At 55.0% G+C, this 22,798-nt stretch carries 19 protein-coding genes; 2 read left to right on the top strand and 17 right to left on the bottom strand.

What is annotated here, in order from left to right:
• Nucleotides 1–22: 22 nt before the first annotated feature.
• From astB to AC6I8N_RS09015, 4 genes are read right to left on the bottom strand one after another with little or no spacing between them, the layout of a single operon-like run.
• A complete protein-coding gene (gene astB / locus AC6I8N_RS09030) occupies nt 23–1,351 on the bottom strand; it encodes an N-succinylarginine dihydrolase (protein WP_497830542.1) in 1,329 nt (442 codons plus the stop codon).
• Entirely contained in the window at nt 1,348–2,817 is a 1,470-nt protein-coding gene (gene astD / locus AC6I8N_RS09025; protein WP_497830541.1) for a succinylglutamate-semialdehyde dehydrogenase, read from the bottom strand. Before astD ends, astB begins: the two co-directional genes overlap by 4 nt.
• Nucleotides 2,814–3,845 carry an arginine N-succinyltransferase gene (gene astA / locus AC6I8N_RS09020; RefSeq protein WP_415172983.1) on the bottom strand — a complete coding sequence of 344 codons (1,032 nt, stop codon included), beginning with the start codon at nt 3,843–3,845 and terminating at the stop codon, nt 2,814–2,816. Before astA ends, astD begins: the two co-directional genes overlap by 4 nt.
• Nucleotides 3,842–5,062, bottom strand: coding sequence for an aspartate aminotransferase family protein (locus tag AC6I8N_RS09015; RefSeq protein WP_497830540.1), 1,221 nt, complete (start codon nt 5,060–5,062; stop codon nt 3,842–3,844). The genes astA and AC6I8N_RS09015 overlap by 4 nt, the downstream gene beginning before the upstream one ends.
• An 887-nt stretch (nt 5,063–5,949) precedes the next feature.
• On the opposite strand from AC6I8N_RS09015, the gene AC6I8N_RS09010 reads away from it, so the two are divergent.
• The gene (locus tag AC6I8N_RS09010; RefSeq protein ID WP_021185295.1) at nt 5,950–7,029 is read left to right on the top strand and encodes a porin; all 1,080 of its coding nucleotides are present in this window, start codon (nt 5,950–5,952) and stop codon (nt 7,027–7,029) included.
• Nucleotides 7,030–7,112: 83 nt separating this feature from the next.
• Here the strand turns inward: AC6I8N_RS09010 and AC6I8N_RS09005 are convergent, their stop codons facing one another.
• The 7 genes from AC6I8N_RS09005 to AC6I8N_RS08975 form a co-directional block, all read right to left on the bottom strand.
• Nucleotides 7,113–8,549: a YchO/YchP family invasin gene (locus tag AC6I8N_RS09005; RefSeq protein WP_497830539.1), complete on the bottom strand. Its 1,437-nt coding sequence runs from the start codon at nt 8,547–8,549 to the stop codon at nt 7,113–7,115.
• Nucleotides 8,550–8,757: 208 nt separating this feature from the next.
• The gene (locus tag AC6I8N_RS09000) at nt 8,758–9,555 is read right to left on the bottom strand and encodes a glucose 1-dehydrogenase (protein WP_208725307.1); all 798 of its coding nucleotides are present in this window, start codon (nt 9,553–9,555) and stop codon (nt 8,758–8,760) included.
• Between the two features lie 11 nt (nt 9,556–9,566).
• Nucleotides 9,567–10,634 (bottom strand): ABC transporter permease, encoded by a 1,068-nt coding sequence (locus AC6I8N_RS08995; protein ID WP_021185299.1) that lies wholly within the window; start codon nt 10,632–10,634, stop codon nt 9,567–9,569.
• A 17-nt stretch (nt 10,635–10,651) separates the two neighbouring features.
• Complete coding sequence (locus AC6I8N_RS08990) at nt 10,652–12,184, bottom strand: sugar ABC transporter ATP-binding protein (RefSeq protein WP_497830538.1); 1,533 nt, start codon at nt 12,182–12,184, stop codon at nt 10,652–10,654.
• Between the two features lie 10 nt (nt 12,185–12,194).
• On the bottom strand, nt 12,195–12,806 hold the full coding sequence (locus tag AC6I8N_RS08985) for a DUF2291 family protein (protein ID WP_497830537.1): 612 nt from the start codon (nt 12,804–12,806) through the stop codon (nt 12,195–12,197).
• A gap of 44 nt (nt 12,807–12,850) precedes the next feature.
• Nucleotides 12,851–13,786 (bottom strand): D-ribose ABC transporter substrate-binding protein, encoded by a 936-nt coding sequence (locus AC6I8N_RS08980; RefSeq protein WP_021185302.1) that lies wholly within the window; start codon nt 13,784–13,786, stop codon nt 12,851–12,853.
• 65 nt (nt 13,787–13,851) lie between these two features.
• Nucleotides 13,852–14,649 carry a GolD/DthD family dehydrogenase gene (locus AC6I8N_RS08975; RefSeq protein ID WP_208725305.1) on the bottom strand — a complete coding sequence of 266 codons (798 nt, stop codon included), beginning with the start codon at nt 14,647–14,649 and terminating at the stop codon, nt 13,852–13,854.
• A 374-nt stretch (nt 14,650–15,023) separates the two neighbouring features.
• Here AC6I8N_RS08975 and AC6I8N_RS08970 point away from each other — a divergent pair, with 374 nt between their 5' ends.
• A complete protein-coding gene (locus AC6I8N_RS08970) occupies nt 15,024–15,842 on the top strand; it encodes a DeoR/GlpR family DNA-binding transcription regulator (RefSeq protein WP_497830536.1) in 819 nt (272 codons plus the stop codon).
• A 103-nt stretch (nt 15,843–15,945) separates the two neighbouring features.
• On the opposite strand, the gene cheZ is transcribed toward AC6I8N_RS08970, so the two are convergent.
• From cheZ to AC6I8N_RS08940, 6 genes are all read right to left on the bottom strand, one after another.
• Complete coding sequence (gene cheZ / locus AC6I8N_RS08965; protein ID WP_021185304.1) at nt 15,946–16,587, bottom strand: protein phosphatase CheZ; 642 nt, start codon at nt 16,585–16,587, stop codon at nt 15,946–15,948.
• Nucleotides 16,588–16,596: 9 nt separating this feature from the next.
• Nucleotides 16,597–16,986, bottom strand: a complete 390-nt coding sequence (gene cheY / locus AC6I8N_RS08960; RefSeq protein ID WP_013508787.1) for a chemotaxis response regulator CheY — start codon at nt 16,984–16,986, stop codon at nt 16,597–16,599.
• 39 nt (nt 16,987–17,025) lie between these two features.
• Nucleotides 17,026–18,075, bottom strand: a complete 1,050-nt coding sequence (locus AC6I8N_RS08955; RefSeq protein ID WP_021185305.1) for a protein-glutamate methylesterase/protein-glutamine glutaminase — start codon at nt 18,073–18,075, stop codon at nt 17,026–17,028.
• Nucleotides 18,072–18,947 carry a protein-glutamate O-methyltransferase CheR gene (gene cheR / locus AC6I8N_RS08950; RefSeq protein WP_021185306.1) on the bottom strand — a complete coding sequence of 292 codons (876 nt, stop codon included), beginning with the start codon at nt 18,945–18,947 and terminating at the stop codon, nt 18,072–18,074. Before cheR ends, AC6I8N_RS08955 begins: the two co-directional genes overlap by 4 nt.
• 105 nt (nt 18,948–19,052) lie before the next feature.
• Nucleotides 19,053–20,729 (bottom strand): methyl-accepting chemotaxis protein, encoded by a 1,677-nt coding sequence (locus AC6I8N_RS08945; protein ID WP_497830535.1) that lies wholly within the window; start codon nt 20,727–20,729, stop codon nt 19,053–19,055.
• A 163-nt stretch (nt 20,730–20,892) separates the two neighbouring features.
• Nucleotides 20,893–22,563, bottom strand: coding sequence for a methyl-accepting chemotaxis protein (locus AC6I8N_RS08940; protein ID WP_208725303.1), 1,671 nt, complete (start codon nt 22,561–22,563; stop codon nt 20,893–20,895).
• Nucleotides 22,564–22,798 lie beyond the last annotated feature (235 nt).

Raw genomic sequence — 22,798 nt, 5'->3', positions numbered from 1 at the left:
GGCGACATATGCGCCCCCGGCGTCAGCGCTGAAATGCGTAGACAGAGCCTAAGTCTAGCAGCTGTGTCAGTTCATCCAGTGCGTAGCGCCCTTCACGTAGCAATTGCGGATCGGCCAAATCCGCCTGAGTTAAGCGATCGCGATAATGGCGGTCGACCCAGTCATTGAGGACGCCAAACAGGCGGTCATTCATCAATACCGCCGGATTCAACGCCTGACGCTCCGCTTCCGTCAGTACCACACGTAACCGTAAACAAGCCGGGCCACCGCCGTTGTACATACTCTCGCGCAGGTCAAACACCTTCAGTTCACGAATCGGCCCACCGCTCTCCACCAGTTCACTCAGATAACGCCATACGCCGCTATGCTGGCGTGACTCCTCCGGCAACACCAGCAGCATACCGCCATCGGCCCGTTGCAACAGCTGGCTGTTAAACAGGTAAGTATTGACCGCATCGGCGACCGAAACCTTACTGCGCGGCACTTCAATCGCGCAAAAGCCGGGAATTCGCGACTGCAAATCAGCCAGCAATTGGGGCTGATTGACAAAGGCGTCCTCATGACAGAAGAACAGCTGCTGGTTACTCACCGCGATAACATCGTTATGGAACACGCCCTGATCGATGACCGCCGGGTTCTGTTGGGCATAGACCGTGCGTTCCTGATGCAGCTGATGCAAACGCGCCACCGCCTCACTGGCCTCTCGCGTCTGGCGTGCCGGATAGCGCGCCGGTTCTGTGCCTGATGACTTGCCCTCACGACCATAAACAAACAACTGCACCCCGGCATCACCGTAATCCGCGCCGAAACGGTTATGGTTAGCCGCCCCCTCATCGCCAAACAGCGCCACCTGCGGCAACGCATCATGGACGCTGAAATGCTGCGGATCGCGGAAGATAGCACGCAACAAATCGGCGGTTTCCGGCGCTTCAATGGCACGATGGAATTTGTTGTTGAGGTTAGCCACGGTGAAATGCACGCGCCCATCGGCGCTGTCGGCAGACGGTGAGACGGTGGCAGCGTTCGCTACCCACATCGCCGAAGCGGAACTGGCGGCCGACAGCAGTTGTGGTGCCTGTTTCGCTGCCTGTGCCAGCACCTGTTCATCGCTGCCGCTAAAACCCAACTGCCGCAGCAGTGGCAGATTGGGACGTTCGTGTGGCGGAATCACCCCTTGCACATAGCCCATATCGGCCAGTGCTTTCATCTTCAGCAGCCCCTGCTTCGCCGCGAGACGCGGGTTGGAGGGCTGCAACTGGTTGCGTGTCGAGGCTTCGTTGCCGAAGGATAATCCGGCGTAATGGTGCGTCAGCCCCACCAGGCCGTCAAAGTTGGCTTCAAAGGCTTTCATTTCGCCGCCCCCGCCGCAGAGAAATCAAGACCTGGCGACAGCGTGCCCGGCAGATCAAGACTGGGGCTCTCCAGCGAGGCCATCGGCCAGGCACAATAATCCGCCGCATACCAGGCGCTGGCTCGATGGTTACCGGAGGCACCAATGCCACCAAACGGTGCGGAACTGGCCGCGCCGGTCAGCGGTTTATTCCAGTTAACGATACCCGCGCGGGCTTCCAGCAATAACTGATCGAACTGCGCGCGATCAGGTGAAATCAAGCCACAGGAGAGGCCATAGCGCGTCTGATTCGCCAGGCGAATCGCCTGTTCAAAGTTGTCATAGCGCACCACCTGCAACAGCGGGCCGAACACTTCTTCATCCGGTAATGCACGCACCTCTGTCATATCAATGATACCCGGCGTAATGATGGCGCTGTCGCGATCGGGCCAGTGCATCCCCAGCAACACGTTGCCTCCCAAATCCACACGCTTTTGCCAGGCGGCAAAAATCTGCCCGGCAGCGGTTGGGGAGATCACGCTACCCATAAAGGGTTGAGGCTCGGCATTCCAGGCCGCAGGTTGCAAGCGGGCACTGACCTCGACCAGACGTTGTAAAAAGGTATCGCCCGCCGCCCCCCGTTTCACCAGCAAACGACGGGCACAGGTACAGCGCTGTCCGGCAGTAATAAACGCTGACTGGATAGCGATATGCACCGCGCCATCAATATCCGCCGGATTCTCGACGATCAAAGCGTTGTTGCCGCCCATCTCCAGCGCCAGCATTTTTTCCGGCTGCCCGGCAAATTGCCGATGCAGGTGATAACCGGTTGCCGCACTGCCGGTAAACAGCAGGCCATCAATCTGGGTTTCCGCCGCCAGCGCCTGGCCGGTATCGCGACCGCCCTGTACCAGGCCAAGTACCCCGGCGGGGATACCGGCTTTTTGCCACAGTTGCACGGTTTTTTCCGCCGTCATCGGCGTGAGTTCGCTTGGTTTAAACACCACGCAGTTCCCCGCCAGCAAGGCAGGTACGATATGGCCGTTCGGCAGATGGCCCGGAAAGTTATATGGACCGAAGACCGCCAGCACGCCGTGTGGCCGGTGACGTAGCGAGCTTTCTCCCTCCGCCGTTTCGCCGGTGCGGGTATGGTATGCCTTTATCGAAATGGCGATTTTGTTGATCATCGCCTGCACTTCAGTCAGCGTTTCCCAACGAGGTTTACCGGTTTCACGAGCGATCGTCTCAGCCAGTTCATTTTTATGCGCGTCCAACTGGCGTCCAAAGGCTTCCACCAACGCCTGGCGCTCGGCAAAAGGCTTACGCGCCCAGTGTGGAAATGCGGCACGCGCCGCTTCACAGGCCGCAGCGACCTGAGAAGCTGACGCGGATTTGCCCTGCCACAGGGTTTCACCGCTGACCGGATTTTGTTTGCTAAAGGCTTCAGCGCCGCCGGTCAGCCATTGACCGTTAATAAAATGCGTCATGCTTTTTTCTCCTCGCGACCCAACGTGACCACACGCAGGTTGTCGCCATAAGCACAGCACAGCGCATCACGCTGACTGTCGTTGAGGCGCACGCGACCGGAAGCGATATCCACCGGCAGCAGCGCCACGCGAAACTGTTGATAATCGAGGTTAGCCACCAGACACAGCGGCCACTCTTCACTGGCTTCACCGGCCACCGCCGTCAGCAGCTGACTTTTACGAATGGCGCGGATGCGGTCAATTTCACACTCCAGCGTCGGACCGCCGTCGAAAATGTCGACATAGTTGAGGTAACGAAACCCTTCGGCTTCCAGCACTGCCCGGGCGGGCGCAGTTTTCGGATGCACCACGCCAATCACTTTTTGCGCTTCTTCGCTCAGGTAATGGATATATAACGGATGTTTGGGCATCAGTTCGGCGATAAAGGCTTTCTGACCGGTGCCACTCAGGAAATCAGCCTTGCTGAACTCCATCGAAAAGAAGCGACTGCCAACGCTGTCCCAGAACGGAGAATGGCCCTGGTCATCGCTGACGCCTCGCATCTCCGCAACCACATGTTTCATAAAGCGATCGCGGAAATTAGCCATAAACAAAAAACGCGATTTGGACAGCAGATAGCCATTCTTACCATCGCGATAGTCGGGATCGAGAAACAGCGTGCACAACTCACTGCTGCCGGTGTGGTCGTTACTCAGCGACAGCGTCGGCAGACTGGCATAGACATTCAGCTCTTTCGATGCATGCACCTGAGTGCCAACACGGAAGTTGTACCAGGGATCCTGCAAACCGACCGCAACTTCGATGGCACAAATGCCCACCGCACGATTGTCTTCGCTGTCAGCCAGCACAAACACATACCCCTGCTCGGCACGCGGCAGCGCCCCCTGCCAGGTCTGCAAGGAACGTTCGATACGCGCCTGCAAGGTCGTGCTATCCGCCGGTAGCGACGTCAGGCCGCCACCGGTTTTGCCCGCCAGCGACAGCAACTGCGCAAGGTCGTCACGTTCGACGGGGCGGATTACCATCATGATGCTGCTCCTTTGAGCACGCGTTCACAGGCACGGGCGAAACGCGCCAAACCTTCTTTGGCTTCCTGTTCGCTGATATTCAACGCCGGGGCAAAGCGCACCACGTTGGCACCGGCAATCAGTACCATCACGCCCTCTTCCGCCGCAGCGAGGTTAAACTGCTTGGCTTTACCAGCAAAATCATCATTCAGCACGGCACCAATCAGCAGACCCAGACCGCGAATCTCTTTAAATAACGGCAGACGCTGATTCAGTTCCTCCAGCGCCGTGACGAACCACTGATGGCGTTCCGCAACCCCGGCCATAAACGCAGGCTGGTTAATCAACTCCACCACTTTGCCACCGACAGCGCCGGCCAGCGGGTTACCGCCGTAGGTGGTACCGTGCGTACCGACACCCATCACCAGCGCCAGATCTTCGCGTGTCAGCATGGCACCAATCGGAAAGCCACCTCCCAGCGCTTTCGCGGTGGTGAGGACATCCGGAGTCACACCGTAATGCATATAGGCATAAAGGGAACCGGTACGCCCCATGCCGCTTTGCACTTCATCAAAGATCAGTACTGCATGATGCTTATCACACAGTGCGCGCAGACCGCGCAGGAAAGCCGGGTCGGCCGGTACCACACCACCTTCGCCCTGAATCGGTTCAACAATCACCGCGCAAGTGTCGTCATTAATCATGGCTGCCGCAGCTTCCAGATCATTAAAAGGGGCATGCTGGATATCAGGCGGTAACGGGGCAAAATCGCGGGAATACGCAGGCTGTCCCCCGGCGGTGACGGTAAACAGCGTGCGTCCGTGGAAGGCGTTATTAAAGGCGACGATGCCACTTTTCTCCACGCCAAAGAGATCATGTGCCACTTTGCGTGCCAGCTTGAGTGCCGCCTCGTTGGCTTCGGCACCGGAGTTACAGAAAAACACCCGGTCTGCAAAAGTTGCGTCGATCAATTGCTTCGCCAGGCGCAAAATCGGTTCATTGGTGTAACCATTACCGGTATGCCACAGTTTGCTGGCCTGTTCCTGCAACGCCTGTTGCAACGCCGGATGCGCATGCCCGAGAGCATTGACAGCAATTCCTCCGGCAAAATCGATGTAATCTTTGCCCTGCTGATCCCAAAGCGTTGAACCTTCGGCACGCACCGGTACAAACGCAGCGGGTGCATAAACCGGCATCATCCATTGATCGAAATCGTGACGTGAAACCTGCAGTGACATAGCCCTTTCTCCTGCTCCACACCAGGTGAAGTCTTTGTTTTAAAATTGTTAAAAACCGGTGACTTTCAGCTTAACTGTATATTGCAGTAACCGTGCCAGCCAGCGGAAAAAATGCATAAACGGGTTTCACCAACGAAATATCAATGAGTTAACACTACCACCCATTCACTTTTACTGCATAAAAAGTGAATAAGCGTCTGATGGCGTCTATATGTCAGAGAATTCTTAAGCGGATTTATGCATTCACAAAATGAAATATTGCTTTTGTGATCGCCGAGGAAATATTTCGCCAGAATGACGCAGCTCAAGCACCAAAATGGTTCAGTCTGAACCATAACAGTGCACAAAAGTGCGATAGTGGTGCGTGGAAATAACCACACGGAATGGTCATTTTTAATACAAAAACCAACAAATAAATAACACCTTTGCGTTTTTTTTCGCCACTACTCTTCTCCGTATGAACCTAATAATGTTAGTGACTAAGGTTATTATAATTTTAGAAATAACCAGAAACAGTGTGTTTATAGAAAAAGTGATCATGCTAATTATTATCAGGCGCAGCGTATTTGTTATTGAACAAAAACTCATAGGCTTGTGCTATTTACGAGCATCAAAAAACCTATTAGACACAAATAATCAAAAAACATATAAAGCAATAAAATCATTTAGTTATATATTAATATAATGTTATAAACGTCATGTTTAGAGATAAGTAAAAACAATAAACAATCCCACATAATGGAATTGAAGATTAAATTTCGCACAAAAAGCCAACTAGAAATATTTAGTTACATTTATTGCACTTTCGATCTTGAACCTTTTGTGTCATTTTCATTTCGCCCCATTGCAGGGCAACAATTAAAAAATAACACAGGGTAAAAAATTAAATGATGAAGCGCACTTTACTGGCAGCAGTAATGCCGTTACTGCTGGGACTTTCTACGGCTCAGGCCGCCGAAATCTATAACAAAGATGGCAACAAACTCGACCTGGTCGGCAAAATTAACGTTTCACACCTGTTTTCCGATGACAGCAGCAACGATGGTGAAACGTCCTCTTACACCCGTCTGGGCTTCAAAGGCGAAACCAAAATCACTGACCAGCTGACCGGCTATGGTTTCTGGCAGTACCAGTACAGCCTGAGCCGCTCTGAAGGTGGTTCTGATTCACAAACCGGTAACCGTACCCGTCTGGGCTACGCCGGTCTGAAATACGGTGAGTTCGGTTCACTGGATTACGGCCGCAACTATGGTCTGGTTTACGATGCTCTGGGCTACACCGACATGCTGCCATTCTTCGGCGGTGACTCTGGTTACACTGACGCCTTCTTGTCTGGCCGTTCAACTGGCGTGCTGACCTGGCGTAACAAAGATTTCTTCGGTCTGGTGAAAGGCTGGAATATTGCTGCGCAGTACGAAGGCAAAAACGACCGCACCAGCTACTCCGACATCGCAGTACGTCGTTCTAACGGCGACGGTTTCGCCCTGTCGACCTCGTACGATTTCGACTTCGGTCTGAGCGTGGTGGGTAGTTACGCCAGCCTGGATCGTACTGAAACCCAGAACGCCGCCACCCGTGGTCACGGTGACAAAGCGCAGCACTGGGCTACCGCAATCAAATATGATGCTAACCAGATTTACCTGGCGACCATGTATGGTCAGACCATGAACGCTACGCCGATCTCTGGTGGCTTTGCTAACAAAGCTGTCAACTTCGAAGCCGTTGCGCAGTACCAGTTCCTGAACGGTTTCCGTCCGTCTGTGGCTTATGTCTCTTCCAAAGGTAAAGACATTGAAAGCATCGGCGATGCGGATATCGTGAAGTACACCTCAATTGGTGCCACTTACTACTTCAACAAAAACATGTCCACTTATGCGGAATACCGCATCAACCTGTTGAAGGACAACAACCCGCTGGGTCTGGCGACCGACGACATCACTGTTGTGGGTCTGGTGTACCAGTTCTAAGGGCGTTTACCCTCATTGCACGTCCGGCCTGTGTCAACCGGATGCTAAAAGGGCAGCGAAAGCTGCCCTTTTCTTTTCTCTGGCTACGGCTCCAACAGGTCAAACCGGTTATCGCTCGCCGACTCCATTTCAAACGGTTGCTCAACCTGCAAGGTAATCCAGTTTGACGTCACACGCTGTTGCTTGCTGTCTGCCAACGTAACCGCGAGGCGATAGCTGTTGCTGGCACCCGGCGTGCTATCCCATGCAGGCATAATAATGCTCCAGCCCTGGGGATCCTGATTATTGGCAGGTGGCGTCAGGCTCAGCGCCTGAGTATCACCCTGCCAGCTCACTCCCGTGATGGCATTGGCAGCGCGAATTTGCAGTTTCAATGGCAGGCTTTCCCCCGCATTCAATTGCCACGGTGGCGTCGCGAGAAAAACCGTCAACGTTTTGCGCTGGCGATATTCCAACACCGGCGTGTAGTTGCGCGTCACCGTATCATAGCGACTACCGCGCAGTGAGCGGGCTGCCGCCACGTTATTGGCGCTCAGTTGCTGACTTAATGCCACACCAAAGCGATAGTTGAGGCGCAGTCCGAACTGATCCTGGCTCTCCCCTTCACTGCTGGTTTTGTGGCTGGCGGAAACGGTGACCAGCGGCACCGGGGTGTAGGACAACCCGAAGGTAAGCGCCGATGGATTGTGATAAAGGGTACCGGAATTAAACAGATCAACATCCTGCCCCAGATACTGCTCCCAACTGACGGAAACGCCCAGCTGACGATAAAATGGCAGATAACCCTGAGTGGTGAAATCATAGCCGCGAGCCATACGCTGTTGCTGCGTGGAGTCGCCATTATGCCAGCCGGATAACGGATAATAGTAATTGGCTGAAAAACGCAGGTAATCCGCCCAGGCTTCGGTGCCAAGGGAGCCGCGCTGTAAGCGACTGGTAAACATATGGTCAACAAAGGCGTTGTAACCCAGCAGCCAGTTACCGGCAACCCAACGCTGGCCCAGCCCGGCATTGCCCACCAACCCATCATCGGTTTGATGAAATCCCAGTTGGCTGAAGGTAAGGTAGCGATTGCGGTCAGCCCACGGGGTGAGCAATTCAGCCCCACTCCCGGTGAAACTGCCGTTCATATCAACAGCAAAATCGATTTGCGCGTTGCCATAGGGGGAAAGTAACGACTCCCCTTCGCTCGACACCCGCTGTGCCACCTCTTCACGAAAATGATTAAACGCCCAGATCCCGGCCTGATGACCAAAGGTCGTGTCGCTGCTACTTTCACTGGCTTCACCAATGCTTTTGGCCATATCGGCCAGCCTTTGGGAGAAATTGCTGCTGTCGTTTTGGTAACCCAGCGCGGGGAGTGCCTCGGCCATTCTTTGAAAACGCGTTGCATCGCTGAATGGCGTGTCAGAGATCGCAGCCTCGCGGGTGAACGCCTGAACGGCAGGCATCACGGAGAGCAGTGCTATCGCACCGAGGACGAAACGTTGGGATAAGGACAATAAAACAGCAGGCAGCATGGGCAAAATCAGGGTTCAGTTCAGGTAAAAATCAGAGGTACATCACAAAGTCACTTCTTTTTACCTTAACATATTCCTGCGTTTTCGCAGCCTCATGCAGTCTGATTACGGCTATGGGTGGATACTGCCGGTGAATTTTGGTGTTGCTGGATTCGTAGTGGCGCGATTTATCGCGCAGGCTGCCATTGCTGGCAACCTGCACGTACGTTTAAGAAAAAATCAAACCGCCATCGACGTTAATGGTTTGCCCGGTGATGTAGCGCGCATCATCAGACGCGAGAAAGGCCACCAGCCCGGCGACATCCTCCGGTTGCCCGGCACGCTTCAGCGGAATATTCTCCACCCATTCGGCCATCAACTCGCCTTTACCGTATTGTTTCCTTTCATTGCTGAGGATTTCGCCCCACACCCGGTCGTTGTAATCCCACATCTCGCTTTCAATGATACCCGGACAAAAAGCGTTAACGGTGATGTGCCAGGGGGCCAGTTCCAGCGCCAGACTTTGCGTGATACCTATCACCCCCATCTTGCTGGCGGCATAATGCGGGGTGTAGATAAACCCCTGTCGCCCCTGGCCGGATGAGGTGTTGATCAAACTACCGCCCCCCTGCTTCACCATATATTTCGCGGCCTCGCGACAGCACAACCAAACGCCGGTCGTATTCACCGCCAAAATCTTTTCGAAATCACTTTTAGGCATGGTGTCAAAGCGATCAATGGTGATGACACCCGCATTCTGAATGGATACATCAATACTGCCAAAGCGTTCTGCCGCCTGCTGATAAAGCTGTTGTACCTGCGCCTCGTCAGTGACGTCCACCTGAAGTGCCAGGATCTCGCTACCGTACTGCTGCGTTAACTGCTTCGCCGTGGCAAACACCCGTTCTGCATTCGACACCATGACCAGCCGCGCACCGTCGCGCGCAAATCGCGCGGCAATGCCCGCACCAATGCCACGACAGGCACCGGTAATCACCACTGTCTTTCCACTAAAATCGCGCGTCATATTGCCTCCTGTTATCCGTGTGTGACTTCAGACAGGGCGGCTGATTGCTGCTTTTTTTCATGCCTGCGCAGCAGCACCACCTTGCTTTGTAATTTTTGCTGGAACTGATCAATCACCACCGCCGTGACAATCACCAGGCCTTTGATCACCATTTGCCAGAAATCACTGACACCCATCATCACCATGCCATCGGCCAGAAATACGATGACAAATGCCCCGATAATCGAGCCAGATACCCGGCCACGCCCCCCCGCCAGCGCCGTTCCCCCCAACACCGTGGCACCAATCGCATCCATCTCAAACATATTGCCGGTCATCGGATGTGCGGTTTGCAGCTGTGAAGCCACCACCAATCCCACCAGCGCCGCACACAGGCCGGAGAAAGCGTAAACAAACACCTTTACTTTAATGATCGGCACACCCGCCAGGCGAGCAGCGGATTCATTGCCGCCAGTGGCATAGATATAGCGCCCAAGGGGGGTCTTGCGAGTCAGATAGAGGCCAAGCAGCAGAAAGCCCACCATCAGCCAGATAGGGATGTAAATACCCAACACCGTGCCGGAACCGAGCAACGCAAAACCGGTATTACCTAACGCGGGCATCCCCACCAGATTGGCGTAAGTGCTGCCGTCGTTGAACAACAACGCCGATCCGCGTGCGACATACATCATGCCGAGGGTGCAGATAAAGGGAGCCACACCCAGACGCGTCACGACCGTGCCATTTATCAATCCCAGCAGCACGCCAAACAGCGCCACCACCAGAATCACCTCCGGTACGTTGAAGAACATCACGTTGCCGCCCCACAATGGCAGGCCATTAGTGAGTAACGCCCCGGCCACCATGCCACAAATCCCGGCGACCGCCCCCACCGACAGATCGATCCCCCCCGTCAGGATCACCAGCGTCATGCCGATGGCCAATAAACCGGTAATCGCCACATGTTGGGTCATGATCAGCAGGTTGGAGGTGGTCAGAAAGTTCGGCACCATCAGGCTGAAAAAGCTGATGACAATTAATAAGGCAATAAAGGTACGCGCCTTCAGCAGATACATATAAAGCAAATATTTCTGATTCATGATTTTCTCCGGAAGGCTCAGTCATGCGGTGTCGAAGCGCTGATCAGGGCTTCCCTGGTCGCTTCACGTCGTGGCAGATCGGCGGTGATGCGGCCATCGGCCATCACCAGAATGCGGTCTGCCAGCGCCATCACCTCATCCAGTTCGGAAGAGGAGAACATCACCGCCAGCCCTTGCTGCGCCAGGTTGCCAATCAGGTGGTACACATCGGTTTTTGCCCCAACATCAATGCCGCGTGTCGGTTCATCCAACAGCACCACCTGGGGACCGGTCATCAATGCTTTGCCCAGTACCACTTTCTGCTGGTTACCGCCGCTGAGTGAGGTAATTGGCAGTTCGGGGTCGCTGACTTTAATCGCCAGATGGCCGATCATTTCATCCACCCGCCGCTGCTCCTTTTGCGGGCTGAGCAGACGCAGCGCGCGACGAAAACCGCGCAGGCTGAGTTCCGTCAGCGTCATGTTGGCGGTGATCGACATCAGTTGCACCACACCTTCGGTCTGGCGATCTTCCGGCACCAGGGTGATGCCTTTTTTCAGCCGCTGCTGGAAGTTTTGCCGGTCGAGGATTTCCCCGTTCAGGCTGACGCTACCCGACTGGCAATGCATCATGCCAATCAGCCCCTTAAACAATTCGGTGCGCCCGGCGCCCAGCAGACCGTAGATACCGATCACCTCACCTTTACGTAGCGAAAATGAGACGTCGTTCAGCTTGTAGCCACCGTTCTGATGCAGCGCCGTCAAACCGCTAACATTCAGTACCGTGTCGCCCTGGGGGGCTGGCTGGTAATCAAAATGCTTTTTCTTATCACCCACCATCTGCTCGATGATCCACGGGATTGACGCATCACGAACTTCACGCTCGCTGATAAAACGCCCATCACGAAAAATGGTGATATGGTCGCCAATCTCCATCAGCTCCTCCAGCCGATGTGAGATATAGATGATGGTCACACCGCGTCGCTTCAGCTGTTCAATCACGTTGAACAGCACCTTCACCTCCGACTGACTGAGCGCGCTGGTCGGCTCATCCATAATCAGCACCCGCGTATCTTTCGACAGTGCACGAGCAATCTCCACCAACTGCTGATGCCCAATGCCCAGTTCCCCCAATGGGGCATAGGGATCGACATCCAGCTCCAGTCGCTCCAGCAGCGATTTCGCCAGCGCGTACTGATATTTTTCGTTGATCACCCCACGCTGGAAAAACTCGTTGGCGATAAAGATGTTGTCCATCACATTCATATTCGGGAACAGGTTCAGCTCCTGAAAGATAATGCTGATGCCGTGTTGTTCGGCCTGATGGGTGGAGTGCAGCGAAACCGGTTGACCATCCAGCAAGATTTCGCCAGAGGACGGTGTTTCCACCCCCGCCAGCATTTTCATCATGGTGGATTTACCCGCCCCGTTTTCGCCAATTAACACGTTCACCTTATTGCGATAAACGCGATAATTGACCTGGTCCAGGGCGGTGACGCCTGGATAAATGCGCGAAACATTACGGGTTTCGATAATCACATCCGACTGTTCGGCGGGCTGAAGATTTTGCATCGCCATCTCCTTATTGCCGGGTGATTTGCGCCGGGGTGATATCCGGGGCCTGTTGCGGAATATCCCAGCTGCTGAACACGCCAGCCAGCGCCACTTTATCGCCCACCTGCGGTTTAAACCCCTGCATCATATTCGAGGCCTGCTGGTTGATGGCGCGTCCATAGTCACCAAACAGCACCTGATCATTGAAATCCTGATAGCTGGCGCCTTTATACACATCACGCAAGGCGGTGCCGCGAATAATCGGCCCCATCTGCACCGTGACCGCTTCACCGGAACTGTCTTTCACCGTCATTTTTCCACTGCGCGAGGTGGTGTTCACCGCCGTCACCTCCCCCTGTACGCTGACGCTGAATACACAGGGGTTCTCTTCCTGGCTGCGATAACCATAGGTTTTACAGGCAGCGTCAAAATCCTTCGCCGACTGCAATTCTTTCATCAATTGCGCAAGGGGCTTAGCCTCATGCGCCACCTGTGGCACCAGCTTCTGCTGCCACGTTTGTGGGATATTCGCCATCTGCGGATTGGGGGGATTTTTCAGGTCGGCCAGCTCCTGCTGCGACACAATGCGGCAACCGCTGAGGATCACGACAGGAAGCAGTAGCCAGAGTCGTCTGTACATCACATTCTCCCTGGCGCCCGGCACGCGGGCGCACCTGTACGTAATTAAGATTTGTAATTAAAATCCTGCACGTTTTTCGCATTGTCCGGCGTGATCAGAATGCCGCGGAACATCACACGTTGTTTCTCGGGTTTCGCGCCCTTCTGGATATAGTTATCAAGATCCGTCACCCCTTCTGCCGCAATCGCCTGTGCCTGTAACATCACGGTGGCTTTTAATGAACCCGCTTCCACCGCATCGCGCTCATCGTTGCTGCCGTCAATGCCCACTACGATGACATCGTTACGCCCTGCCGCTTTCAGCGCAGCGATGGCCCCCAGCGCTACCGGACCGTTGCCACAAATCACCCCTTTCACATCCGGGTGCGCCTGCAAGATGCTGTCCATAATGCGTTTGCCGTCAATCAGGGTGCCTTTGGCATCCTGGCGTGCCACGCTTTGCATATCCGGGTATTGGTCAAGCACCTGATGGAAGGATTTAGAGCGGGTAACGCAGTTGTTATCTGCGAGGTTACAGGTCAGTTCAGCGTATTTGCCTTTTTCACCCATCTTCTCGACAAACACGTTGGCAACATCAGAACCGGCCTGGAAGTTATTGTGGGTAATCTGCACCAACGCCACATCATCCACTGGAATTTCACGGTTAATCAGCACCACCGGAATACCGGCATCTTTAGCCTTTTTAATCGCGGCCACGCTGGCGGTGGAGTCGGCGTTATCCAGCACGATACCCTGCACTTTTTTACCGATAGCGGCATCGATCAGTTCACTCTGCTTTTTCACATCTTCACCATGCGATAGCACGGTGGTTTTGTAACCAAGCGCCTGCGCCTTAAGGTTGGCCCCTTTAGCTTCAGATGCGTAATAAGGGTTATCCAGTGAATTCACCAAAATCATGATGGTGCCTTTATCCGCCGCGAGGCTGGCATGCGAAACCAGGCAACCGGCAAGAGCAGTAAACAGCAGGGTACGGGTTTTCATGGTGATGTCTCTCTTTGTAATTATTACATTTGCAGGGTGTCGCCTTCTCTGGTGCAGGCGCGGAATTACCAAATGGTGAAACCACCGTCGATCATCAGATCGGCACCGGTGATCATGTCGCTGCCGTTGCTGGCAAAAAACAGCACGGCCGCAGCGATTTCGTCGGTGTAGGCAAAACGCCCCAGCGGGATCAGGGTTTTCATTTTCTCCCCTTTCTCACCACGCCAGGCTTTTTCCCCCATTGGTGTCAGCACCACCGTCGGTGACAGGGTGTTGACGTTGATGCGATGCGGGGCGAACTCTTTCGCCATCACTTTGGTCATTCCCAGCAGACCGGCTTTGGCTGAGGTGTAGGCCACATGGTTATCAATAGCGATGGACGCCGCTTGTGAGGCGATATTAATAATTTTGCCGCCCTTACCCGCACGCACCATGCGTTTGCCCGCCGCCTGTGAACAAAGGAAAGGCCCGGTGAGGTTGACGGCGATCTGCTTCTGCCATTCGGCAAAATCGGTTTCCAGTACCGGCTGCAACATGACGTAGCCCGCGCAGTTCACCAGGATATCGAGCTGGCCGTAATGCTGCTCCACGGTCGCGAACGCCTCTTCCACCGAGGCAGGATCGGTAACATCACAGCAGACCAACAACACGCGACCGGCATCAAACTGGCTGCTGACGCTGGCGACTTTGTCACTTTCGAAGGGCGGGTAAAGTAGCGCCAGCCGGGCTCCTTTCTCCAGCAGCATGGCATTCGTTGCCATCGCGATACCGCCGAGACCGCCCGTCACCACCGCCACTTTGCCGGTCAGATCAAGATCGGTGTTCACGCCGTAGCGCAGATTGACATCATATTCCCCACTCATCCTCACTCTCCTTGGTTGTTTGTCGATGGCTCTGGTTATGGTTGGTCGGGTTGTGACTTACGCCACTCATTTTCGAACAAAAATATAAGCTATCGTTTGTTAACGGTTTGTGGGTGAGATCAAATTTCATACAAATTACTGGAATATTTTTTATGTTACTGAATTAAATAATAATTATTTATTATTCGAAAAACAGGCATGGATAAAGACGCTATCGACTTTCTGCGAAATCAATCTCATAACCCAACATCATTTTCGTTCGAAAATACATATGTGCGCGAGCCATCTCGCAAATCCCGCACGCGCAGAGTAAAATCAGCTCGGGTTTCTTTTTGCAGAGATCAGACCGTGATTGGAAAAAGGGAGCGTTTCGATTGAAAAGCAAAACTGAGCAGCTGGCCGATATGCAACAGCGCCGTGATAAGATCCTGGAGATGATCCGTGAAGACGGCACGGTCACCGTAAAAGCGCTGACAGAAACCTTTGGCTTAACCGAAGCGACCATCCGGACCGATCTGCGTATATTGCAGAAGGCCGGGCATGTGCAACGCTACCACGGCGGTGCCACGCTCATGACTGGCAAGCAGAATACCGGCGCACTGCTGCTGGAGCGTCAGACGCATCTGGAAGAGAAAGAGGCGATTGGCCGTCTCGCGGCACATTATGTGGAAAACGGCGATACGGTGATTTTCGATTCCGGCACCACCACCACGGCGATTGCTGAGGCGATCGGGCATATCCGTCGTCTGTCGGTGATTACCACGGCGGTGAATATCGCACTGAAGCTGGGCGGAGAGCCGGGTATCAATATCTTACTGACCGGCGGCACCTTTAAATTTCCGACGTTATCAACATCGGGAGAGAAGGCCGCTTCATTTTTTGAGAATGTCCTGGCAGAAAAGCTGTTTCTTGCCACCGCCTGTATCTCACCCCGCCTGGGCTTGAGTTTTCCCAGTGAGACGGACATCAAGGTGAAGATGGCGATGATTAACTCAGCCAGCACCGTTTATGTCGTGGCGGATTCAAGCAAGATCGACAAGGTATCGATGTTCGCCCTGCCCTGTGACTGGAGCCATATTCACTATCTGATAACAGATAGCGGCATTACCCCCGCACAGATTGCCGCGTTTGAAGCATTGGGGGTACAGGTGTTGGTTGCCCCACTGGCCGTGGCACAACGCCGGGCCATGTAAAAGCGTAGCGGCACGATTTATCGTGCCGGGTCAAAAACATGTGCGCGATAAATCGCGCCGCTACGCATAGCAGAAAGGTCGCCGTCGAAAACGACCCGGTTAATTAAAACCCTAAACTATCCAGCAGATCGTCCACCTGATCCTGGTTTGCTACCACACCCGGCGCGTCCGAATGGATTTGCGGACCATTCAGCAGGCTGGTGCTTTGCTTACGCTGCTCGGCACTCACTTCTGGCATGTTTTCCAGCAGCACCATCAACAGTTGGCGCTCAATTTCCTGGATCACATCCATCATGCGCTTGATCACCTGACCGGTCAGATCCTGGAAGTCCTGCGCCATCATGATTTCCAGCAGCTGCTTATTGGTAAACGCAGTGTGCTCGGGTACGGCGGAGAGGAATTCGCGCGTATCCGTAACCAACTCGCGAGCATCCGCCAGCTCAATCGGGTTTTCAAACCAGGCATCCCAGCGACCTTTCAGCTGGTTGGCCCCGGCTTCCATTTTGTCCTGGTGCGGCTGCGCCGCTTCAACGCAGTTCAACGCACGGTCAGCGGCCTGCGCCGTCATCTGCACCACATAATCCAGACGGTCACGCGCATCAGGAATCGCTTCCGCCGCTTCTGCAATCGCCTGATCCAGCCCCAGCTCGCGCAGGCTGTCACGCAGCATGCGCGTCAGCGAGCCAATGCGGGAAATGATATCCTGTGCCGAGACTTCTTCTGTTGGTTTCGGAAGGTCGCTCATCACATCTCCTTACATACCCAGTTTTTCGAAGATCTTGCCCAATTTTTCTTCCAGTGTGGCCGCAGTAAACGGCTTCACCACATATCCGCTGGCCCCGGCCTGCGCCGCCGCGATGATGTTCTCTTTCTTCGCTTCCGCGGTGACCATCAATACCGGCAGTTTGCCCAGCGTGGCGTCGGCACGGATGGTTTGCAGCAGTTCCAGACCGTCCATGTTGGGCATGTTCCAGTCGGAAATCACAAAGTCAAAGCCGCCTGCGCGCAGTTTCGTCAGTGCATCGGCACCGTCTTCTGCCTCTTCAACGTTATTGAATCCCAGCTCTTTTAACAGGTTGCGAACGATACGACGCATCGTATTGAAATCGTCCACCACCAAAAAGCGCATATTTTTATCAGCCATATCTACTCCTGTGTTGTCTCGCCCGGCAGGACGGGCCTGTTAAATTCGCAATGCCTGTCCGGCGCTAATTTTCGCCAGCATGTGCTGGCTGATGTGGCCCAAATCGACCACTTCGCTGGCACCGCCGAGTGCAATCGCCTCGCGCGGCATGCCAAATACCACGCAACTGGCTTCATCCTGCGCGATGGTCCAGGCACCCGCGCGATGCATTTCCAGCATCCCGGCCGCACCGTCGTTCCCCATCCCGGTCAGAATCACGCCCACTGCATTTCGTCCGGCGTTGACCGCCACCGATCGGAACAGCACGTCCACTGACGGCTTATGACGATTGACAGGCGGTGCGTCGTTAATCTTCACCACGTAGTTGGCGCCGCTACGTGCCAGCTCCATATGCATCGCACCCGGCGCGATATAGGCATGGCCGGGCAGAATACGTTCGCCGTCTTCCGCCTCTTTCACGGTGATCTGGCACAGTTTATTCAACCGCTCAGCAAACGATCGGGTGAATCCCGGTGGCATATGCTGGGTAATCAGCAGCGCCGGGCTGGTCGCGGGCAGCGGCTGGAGCACATGGCGAATCGCCTCGGTGCCGCCGGTTGAGGAACCAATGGCAATCAGCTTTTCACTGCTCAGTAACGGCACCGCTTTCAACGTGGCTGGCACCGCCGTGGCGGTACGAACGTGCAATTTAGCCCGTGCCGCGGCGCGGATTTTGTCGGCGATCATTTGGCTGTAAGCCAACATGCCTTCACGGATACCGAGTTGCGGCTTGGTGACAAAGTCCACCGCCCCCAATTCGAGCGCCCGCAGGGTGATCTCGGAACCTTTCCCGGTGAGGGATGACACCATCACCACCGGCATCGGACGCAGACGCATGAGCTTTTCGAGAAAATCGAGGCCGTCCATGCGCGGCATTTCCACATCCAGCGTCAGCACTTGCGGGTTGTACTGCTTGATTAGGTCACGCGCCACCAGCGGGTCCGGTGCAGTCGCAACCATCTCCATATCAGGATGGCTGTTGATGATTTCGGTCATCAACTGCCGCATCAGCGCAGAGTCATCCACGCACATCACGGTGATTTTGCTCATCGTCTTTCCTTGGTCAGTCCATAGACTGTCTGTCCACGCAGCCAGAACTCTTTACTGATCTGGCTGAAGTTCTCTGAATGCCCGGCAAACAGCACGCCGCCGGGCTTCAGCAGGGGAACAAAACGGCGCAGGATTTGCTCCTGCGTCTCTTTATCGAAATAGATCATCACGTTGCGGCAAAAGATCGCGTCGAAGGGGCCAGGCAGCGACCAGTCATTCGCCAGCAAATTGAGCTGGGCATAGCTGACCTGGCTCGACAGTTCCGAACGCACCCGCACCATCCCTTCATGCGGGCCTGTGCCACGCAGGAAAAAGCGCTGCAACTGCGATTGCGACAACGTGCGCAACTCTTCCTGCCGATAAACGCCTGCAACCGCTTTTTCCAGCACCTGTGTATCGATATCGCTGGCATGAACCTGAAACTTCCCCGGCCCGCTACCCAGCGTTTCCGCCAGCGTCATGGCGATCGAATAAGGTTCTTCGCCGGTGGAAGCCGCAGCACACCATACGCTGTAGCTACCACTGCGCTTCCGCGCATGATCGGCCAGGATAGGAAAATGGTGCGCCTCACGGAAAAAAGACGTCAGGTTGGTGGTCAGGGCATTAATAAATGCCTGCCACTCGGCGCTGTTAGGATCCTGCTCCAGCAGCGCCAGATAACGGCCAAAATCATCAATGTTCAGCATCCGCAAGCGACGTACCAGACGGTTGTAAACCATCTCGCGTTTATGGTCGGCCAGCACGATGCCTGCTCGCTGATAGATCAGCTGACTGATACGACGAAAGTGCGCATCAGAAAGCGGCAGGCGCTGCACCATCTGCGTAAGCAGCGAGGTCGCTTCATTTTGATCCATTAACGTCGATTTCTTCATCTCAGGTCACCCGGCAACAAACTGATTAAATTGTGATTACTGCGGTTGCTACTGTGCTGCCAGTGCGCACCCAGGTACAGGGGCCGTGTTGCCACGGCCACAGGTTTAAAAGGTTTCCCAGTTATCGTCAGCGCGGGCGCCTGCCGGTTGTGCCAGTGCTTTAGAGGCAGCCGGACGCAATAATTTTGGCGCTGTAGTTACGTTAACGGCCTGGGCGACAAATTCTTTACCGATATTGAACACCGCCACCGATTGTTTCAGTCGGCTGGCTTGATCTTCCAGTGCCGCCGCCGCAGTAGCTGACTCTTCCACCAGCGCGGCGTTTTGCTGCGTAACGCGATCCATCTCGTTAACCGCCAGACCCACCTGGTCGATACCCCGGCTCTGTTCGTCCGACGCAGAGGCAATCTCACCCATGATGTCGGTCACGCGCGTGACCGCATTGACGATGTTGGTCATGGTCTCACCCGCGCTTTCCACCAGCACCGAGCCGGTATCAACACGGCTGACCGAGTCCTCGATCAAACCTTTGATCTCTTTCGCCGCCTGGGCGCTGCGTTGTGCCAGACTACGCACCTCACCGGCGACCACCGCAAAACCACGTCCCTGCTCCCCGGCACGGGCGGCTTCCACCGCCGCGTTCAACGCGAGAATGTTGGTCTGGAAGGCGATGCCATCAATCACGCTGGTGATATCCGCAATCTTCTTGGAGCTACCGGCAATCTCTTTCATGGTGGTGACCACGCCATCCACCACTTTGCCGCCCTGCTGGGCGGTTTCTGACGCAGTCAGCGCCAGCTGTGAGGCCTGACGGGCATTTTCGGCGTTCTGTTTGACGGTGGCAGTCAGCTGCTCCATGCTGGCGGCAGTCTGCTCCAGCGATGCCGCCTGCTGCTCGGTACGTGAGGAGAGATCGTTGTTGCCCATCGCGATTTCGCTGGCACCGGTATAAATGGCGTCAGATCCATCACGCACGGTACGGACGGTGCGGGCCAGTTCCTGCTGCATATGTTGCAAAGAACTCAGCAGCTCACCCATTTCGTTGCGCACATTAACCTCAACCTGCTGCGTCAGATCGCCGCGCGCAATATGGCGGATATGTTCGATGCTCTGCGTCAGCGGGCGGAGCAACGCAGTACGCATCCCGCTCCACACCAGGGCGATCAACACCACCGTCACCACCAGCATGGCGACAATCAGCCAGACTGACTTGTGATAGGCCGCCAGGTTGTCATCAATGCCGCGCAGGGCGAGAATTTTGTTGTAACTCAGCCAGGCGTTGTAATCCTTAGCAAATTTGTCCTGGAACCCTTGAGTGGGTTGGTCGACAAATCCTTTGAAGTTACCGGTATTGAGAAAATCGATCAGTTCCTGCAACGCGCCGTGATAAGCGTTGTAATTCGCCTGAAGCGTCAGCACGTTTTCTGCCGTTTTACCCTTTTCAGACAGGTTGGCGTTAAATTCAGCAAACCCTTGGTCGGCCACTTTCAGTTCCTCACTGGCCAATGCCACCAATTCTTTCACGGTAGCACCCGAACCAGCCTGCTGAGTGTCCAGCAGATAACGGATTCCGGCACGGTTCAGCGTGTTGCGCGCCTGAACCAACGAAACCCATGAGGTGCCCATCGCCCGCTGCAAGGTACTGAGGCGCTGGTTGTAGGCAAAATTATCCTTATCGGCTTTCACCGTTTGAAAAAACATCCCTCCGGAAAACAGCTGTAGTAAGGCAAACAGCGCCAGCACACACAGCAGGCCGGAAACGACACGAACACGACTAAACATAAACACCTCATTGGTTGGCGGATCGCTTCTGTTATCGGCGTCCAGGGGGTGATCTTTATGTTGGATAGAAGGGGTTGGACCAGCTGAGTCTGTCCACTGGCACTTATCGTAGCGGCACGATTTATCGCGCCGCTACGTATATGCCTGTCAGTCAGTGCGGGGGTTAGAACGTTTCCCAGTTGCTGTCGCTGACTGGCGCGGTCACCGCTTTACGCGGTGTATCCAGCAGCTTCGGTGCAATCTGCGGGTGACGCGTCACGGCGGCAACGGCCTGCGCACGCGGGATTTTAAACACCGATACCGACTGGCTTAAGCGACTCGCCTGCTCTTCCAGCGACGCCGCCGCCGCCGCCGACTCCTCCACCAGCGAGGCGTTCTGCTGCGTTACGCGGTCCATCTCGGTCACCGCCTGGCCGACCTGGTCGATACCCCGGCTCTGCTCGTCTGACGCCGATGCAATCTCGCCCATGATGTCCGTCACGCGCGTCACCGCATTGACGATATCGCTCATGGTTTCCCCGGCGGTGCCTACCAGCGTGGAACCGGTATTGACGCGATTGACCGAGTCCTCAATCAGTCCCTTGATCTCCTTCGCCGCCTGGGCGCTACGCTGGGCCAGACTGCGCACTTCACCGGCCACCACGGCAAAACCACGACCCTGTTCTCCGGCACGCGCGGCTTCCACCGCCGCATTCAGGGCCAGGATGTTGGTCTGGAAGGCGATACCGTCAATCACGCTGATAATATCGGCGATCTTCTTCGAACTGCCGGCGATATCCTGCATGGTGCGTACCACACCATCCACCACCGTGCCGCCTTTCTGCGCGGTTTCTGAGGCGCTGAGTGCCAACTGCGACGCCTGACGCGCATTCTCGGCATTCTGTTTCACCGTGGCGGTCAGCTGCTCCATACTGGCGGCGGTCTGCTCCAGCGAGGCTGCCTGTTCTTCAGTGCGCGCCGACAGATCGTTGTTGCCAGCAGAAATCTCGCTGGCACCGGTAAAGATGGCGTCGGAGCCGTCGCGCACGTTGCTGACGGTGCGCACCAGCTCCTGCTGCATCTCCAGTAGCCCTTCCGCCAGTTGGCTCATCTCGTTGCGACCTTCCACCTTAATCGGCTGGGTCAAATCACCCGCCGCAATGTGGCGAATGTGCGTCAGCAGCTGTTGTAACGGCTGAATCAACACGCTACGCAGGCCAAACCAACAGCCGATGATGACCGCGAGTACCACCACCACCATGCTGCCAAGCAACCACATCATGGTGTTGAAGGCGCGTTCATTCTGCGCAACACCTGCCGCCGCCAGCTCACTCTGTTTAGTACGCCAGGCTTCATAGGTCCCCTTCATCACCACCTGTTTGGCCTCGATGTTCTGCGCAAACATGCCTTGCAGGTCATCGGCCTTCAGGCGCTCCAGCATCGCTTTCAGACCGTTGTCATAGGCAGCATAATCCGCCTCCAGTCGGTCACGCAGCTCAACCGGAAACCCCGGTGTGGCTGGCAAATTGTAATAACGCTGGAAATAGCCATCGGCTGCCTTGAGCTGCTTTTCCGTCTGTGCAATCAGTGCCGCCAACTGGCCGCCATTGGTTTGCGCCGCCATGCTGCCTTGCATACGTAACATCGCGCGGTTCAGCACCGTACGGGTTTGGTTGAGTTCAATCCACGCATCGCTCATCGCCGCAACATTGTTGGTGGACACCTGTGCGACCGCAAATGCCTCCTTATCTTTTTGTAAGGCTGACCAGAACAGGCCGCCCGAAATTAACTGCAAAGCACCAAAGACCAACAAGACGGTGATCAGGCTGGTCACTACATTGATTCGTTTTAACATGGGTTCTCCAAAAAAGTGTTTCGGCTCCCCCTGTTATCGACCGCGCCTCTGAGTTTCTGAGGGCGTTTAAGCGTCTTTACAAACTAAAACTCTGCCATTTATGTTGATTGCAGAGTTTTGTAACTAAAAAAATTAACAATAAAAAAAATGCGCCTTTTCAGGCGCATGTTTCAGATCACTGTGGTAGCGGCGCGATTCATCGCGCAGATTTTTCTGGCAGCGCGTACAGAATGGC

It is taken from the genome of Pantoea sp. X-Soil-TKNS-1279 (genome assembly GCF_059730565.1).
The sequence above is the reverse complement of the archived record's forward strand: the minus strand, read 5'-3'. Positions and strand labels throughout refer to the sequence as shown.

Bases quoted from the DNA above. Each gene is read 5' to 3' on its own strand.
- astD (WP_497830541.1), bottom strand. From the start codon at position 2,817: ATGACGCATTTTATTAACGGTCAATGGCTGACCGGCGGCGCTGAAGCC.
- AC6I8N_RS09005 (WP_497830539.1), bottom strand. From the start codon at position 8,549: ATGCTGCCTGCTGTTTTATTGTCCTTATCCCAACGTTTCGTCCTCGGT.
- AC6I8N_RS08975 (WP_208725305.1), bottom strand. From the start codon at position 14,649: ATGAGTGGGGAATATGATGTCAATCTGCGCTACGGCGTGAACACCGAT.
- cheY (WP_013508787.1), bottom strand. From the start codon at position 16,986: ATGGCTGATAAAAATATGCGCTTTTTGGTGGTGGACGATTTCAATACG.
- AC6I8N_RS08995 (WP_021185299.1), bottom strand. From the start codon at position 10,634: ATGAATCAGAAATATTTGCTTTATATGTATCTGCTGAAGGCGCGTACC.
- AC6I8N_RS08990 (WP_497830538.1), bottom strand. From the start codon at position 12,184: ATGCAAAATCTTCAGCCCGCCGAACAGTCGGATGTGATTATCGAAACC.
- AC6I8N_RS08985 (WP_497830537.1), bottom strand. From the start codon at position 12,806: ATGTACAGACGACTCTGGCTACTGCTTCCTGTCGTGATCCTCAGCGGT.
- astA (WP_415172983.1), bottom strand. From the start codon at position 3,845: ATGATGGTAATCCGCCCCGTCGAACGTGACGACCTTGCGCAGTTGCTG.
- astB (WP_497830542.1), bottom strand. From the start codon at position 1,351: ATGAAAGCCTTTGAAGCCAACTTTGACGGCCTGGTGGGGCTGACGCAC.
- AC6I8N_RS08945 (WP_497830535.1), bottom strand. From the start codon at position 20,729: ATGTTTAGTCGTGTTCGTGTCGTTTCCGGCCTGCTGTGTGTGCTGGCG.
- AC6I8N_RS08940 (WP_208725303.1), bottom strand. From the start codon at position 22,563: ATGTTAAAACGAATCAATGTAGTGACCAGCCTGATCACCGTCTTGTTG.
- cheR (WP_021185306.1), bottom strand. From the start codon at position 18,947: ATGAAGAAATCGACGTTAATGGATCAAAATGAAGCGACCTCGCTGCTT.
- AC6I8N_RS08955 (WP_021185305.1), bottom strand. From the start codon at position 18,075: ATGAGCAAAATCACCGTGATGTGCGTGGATGACTCTGCGCTGATGCGG.
- AC6I8N_RS09015 (WP_497830540.1), bottom strand. From the start codon at position 5,062: ATGTCACTGCAGGTTTCACGTCACGATTTCGATCAATGGATGATGCCG.
- AC6I8N_RS08980 (WP_021185302.1), bottom strand. From the start codon at position 13,786: ATGAAAACCCGTACCCTGCTGTTTACTGCTCTTGCCGGTTGCCTGGTT.
- AC6I8N_RS09000 (WP_208725307.1), bottom strand. From the start codon at position 9,555: ATGACGCGCGATTTTAGTGGAAAGACAGTGGTGATTACCGGTGCCTGT.
- AC6I8N_RS09010 (WP_021185295.1), top strand. From the start codon at position 5,950: ATGATGAAGCGCACTTTACTGGCAGCAGTAATGCCGTTACTGCTGGGA.
- cheZ (WP_021185304.1), bottom strand. From the start codon at position 16,587: ATGAGCGACCTTCCGAAACCAACAGAAGAAGTCTCGGCACAGGATATC.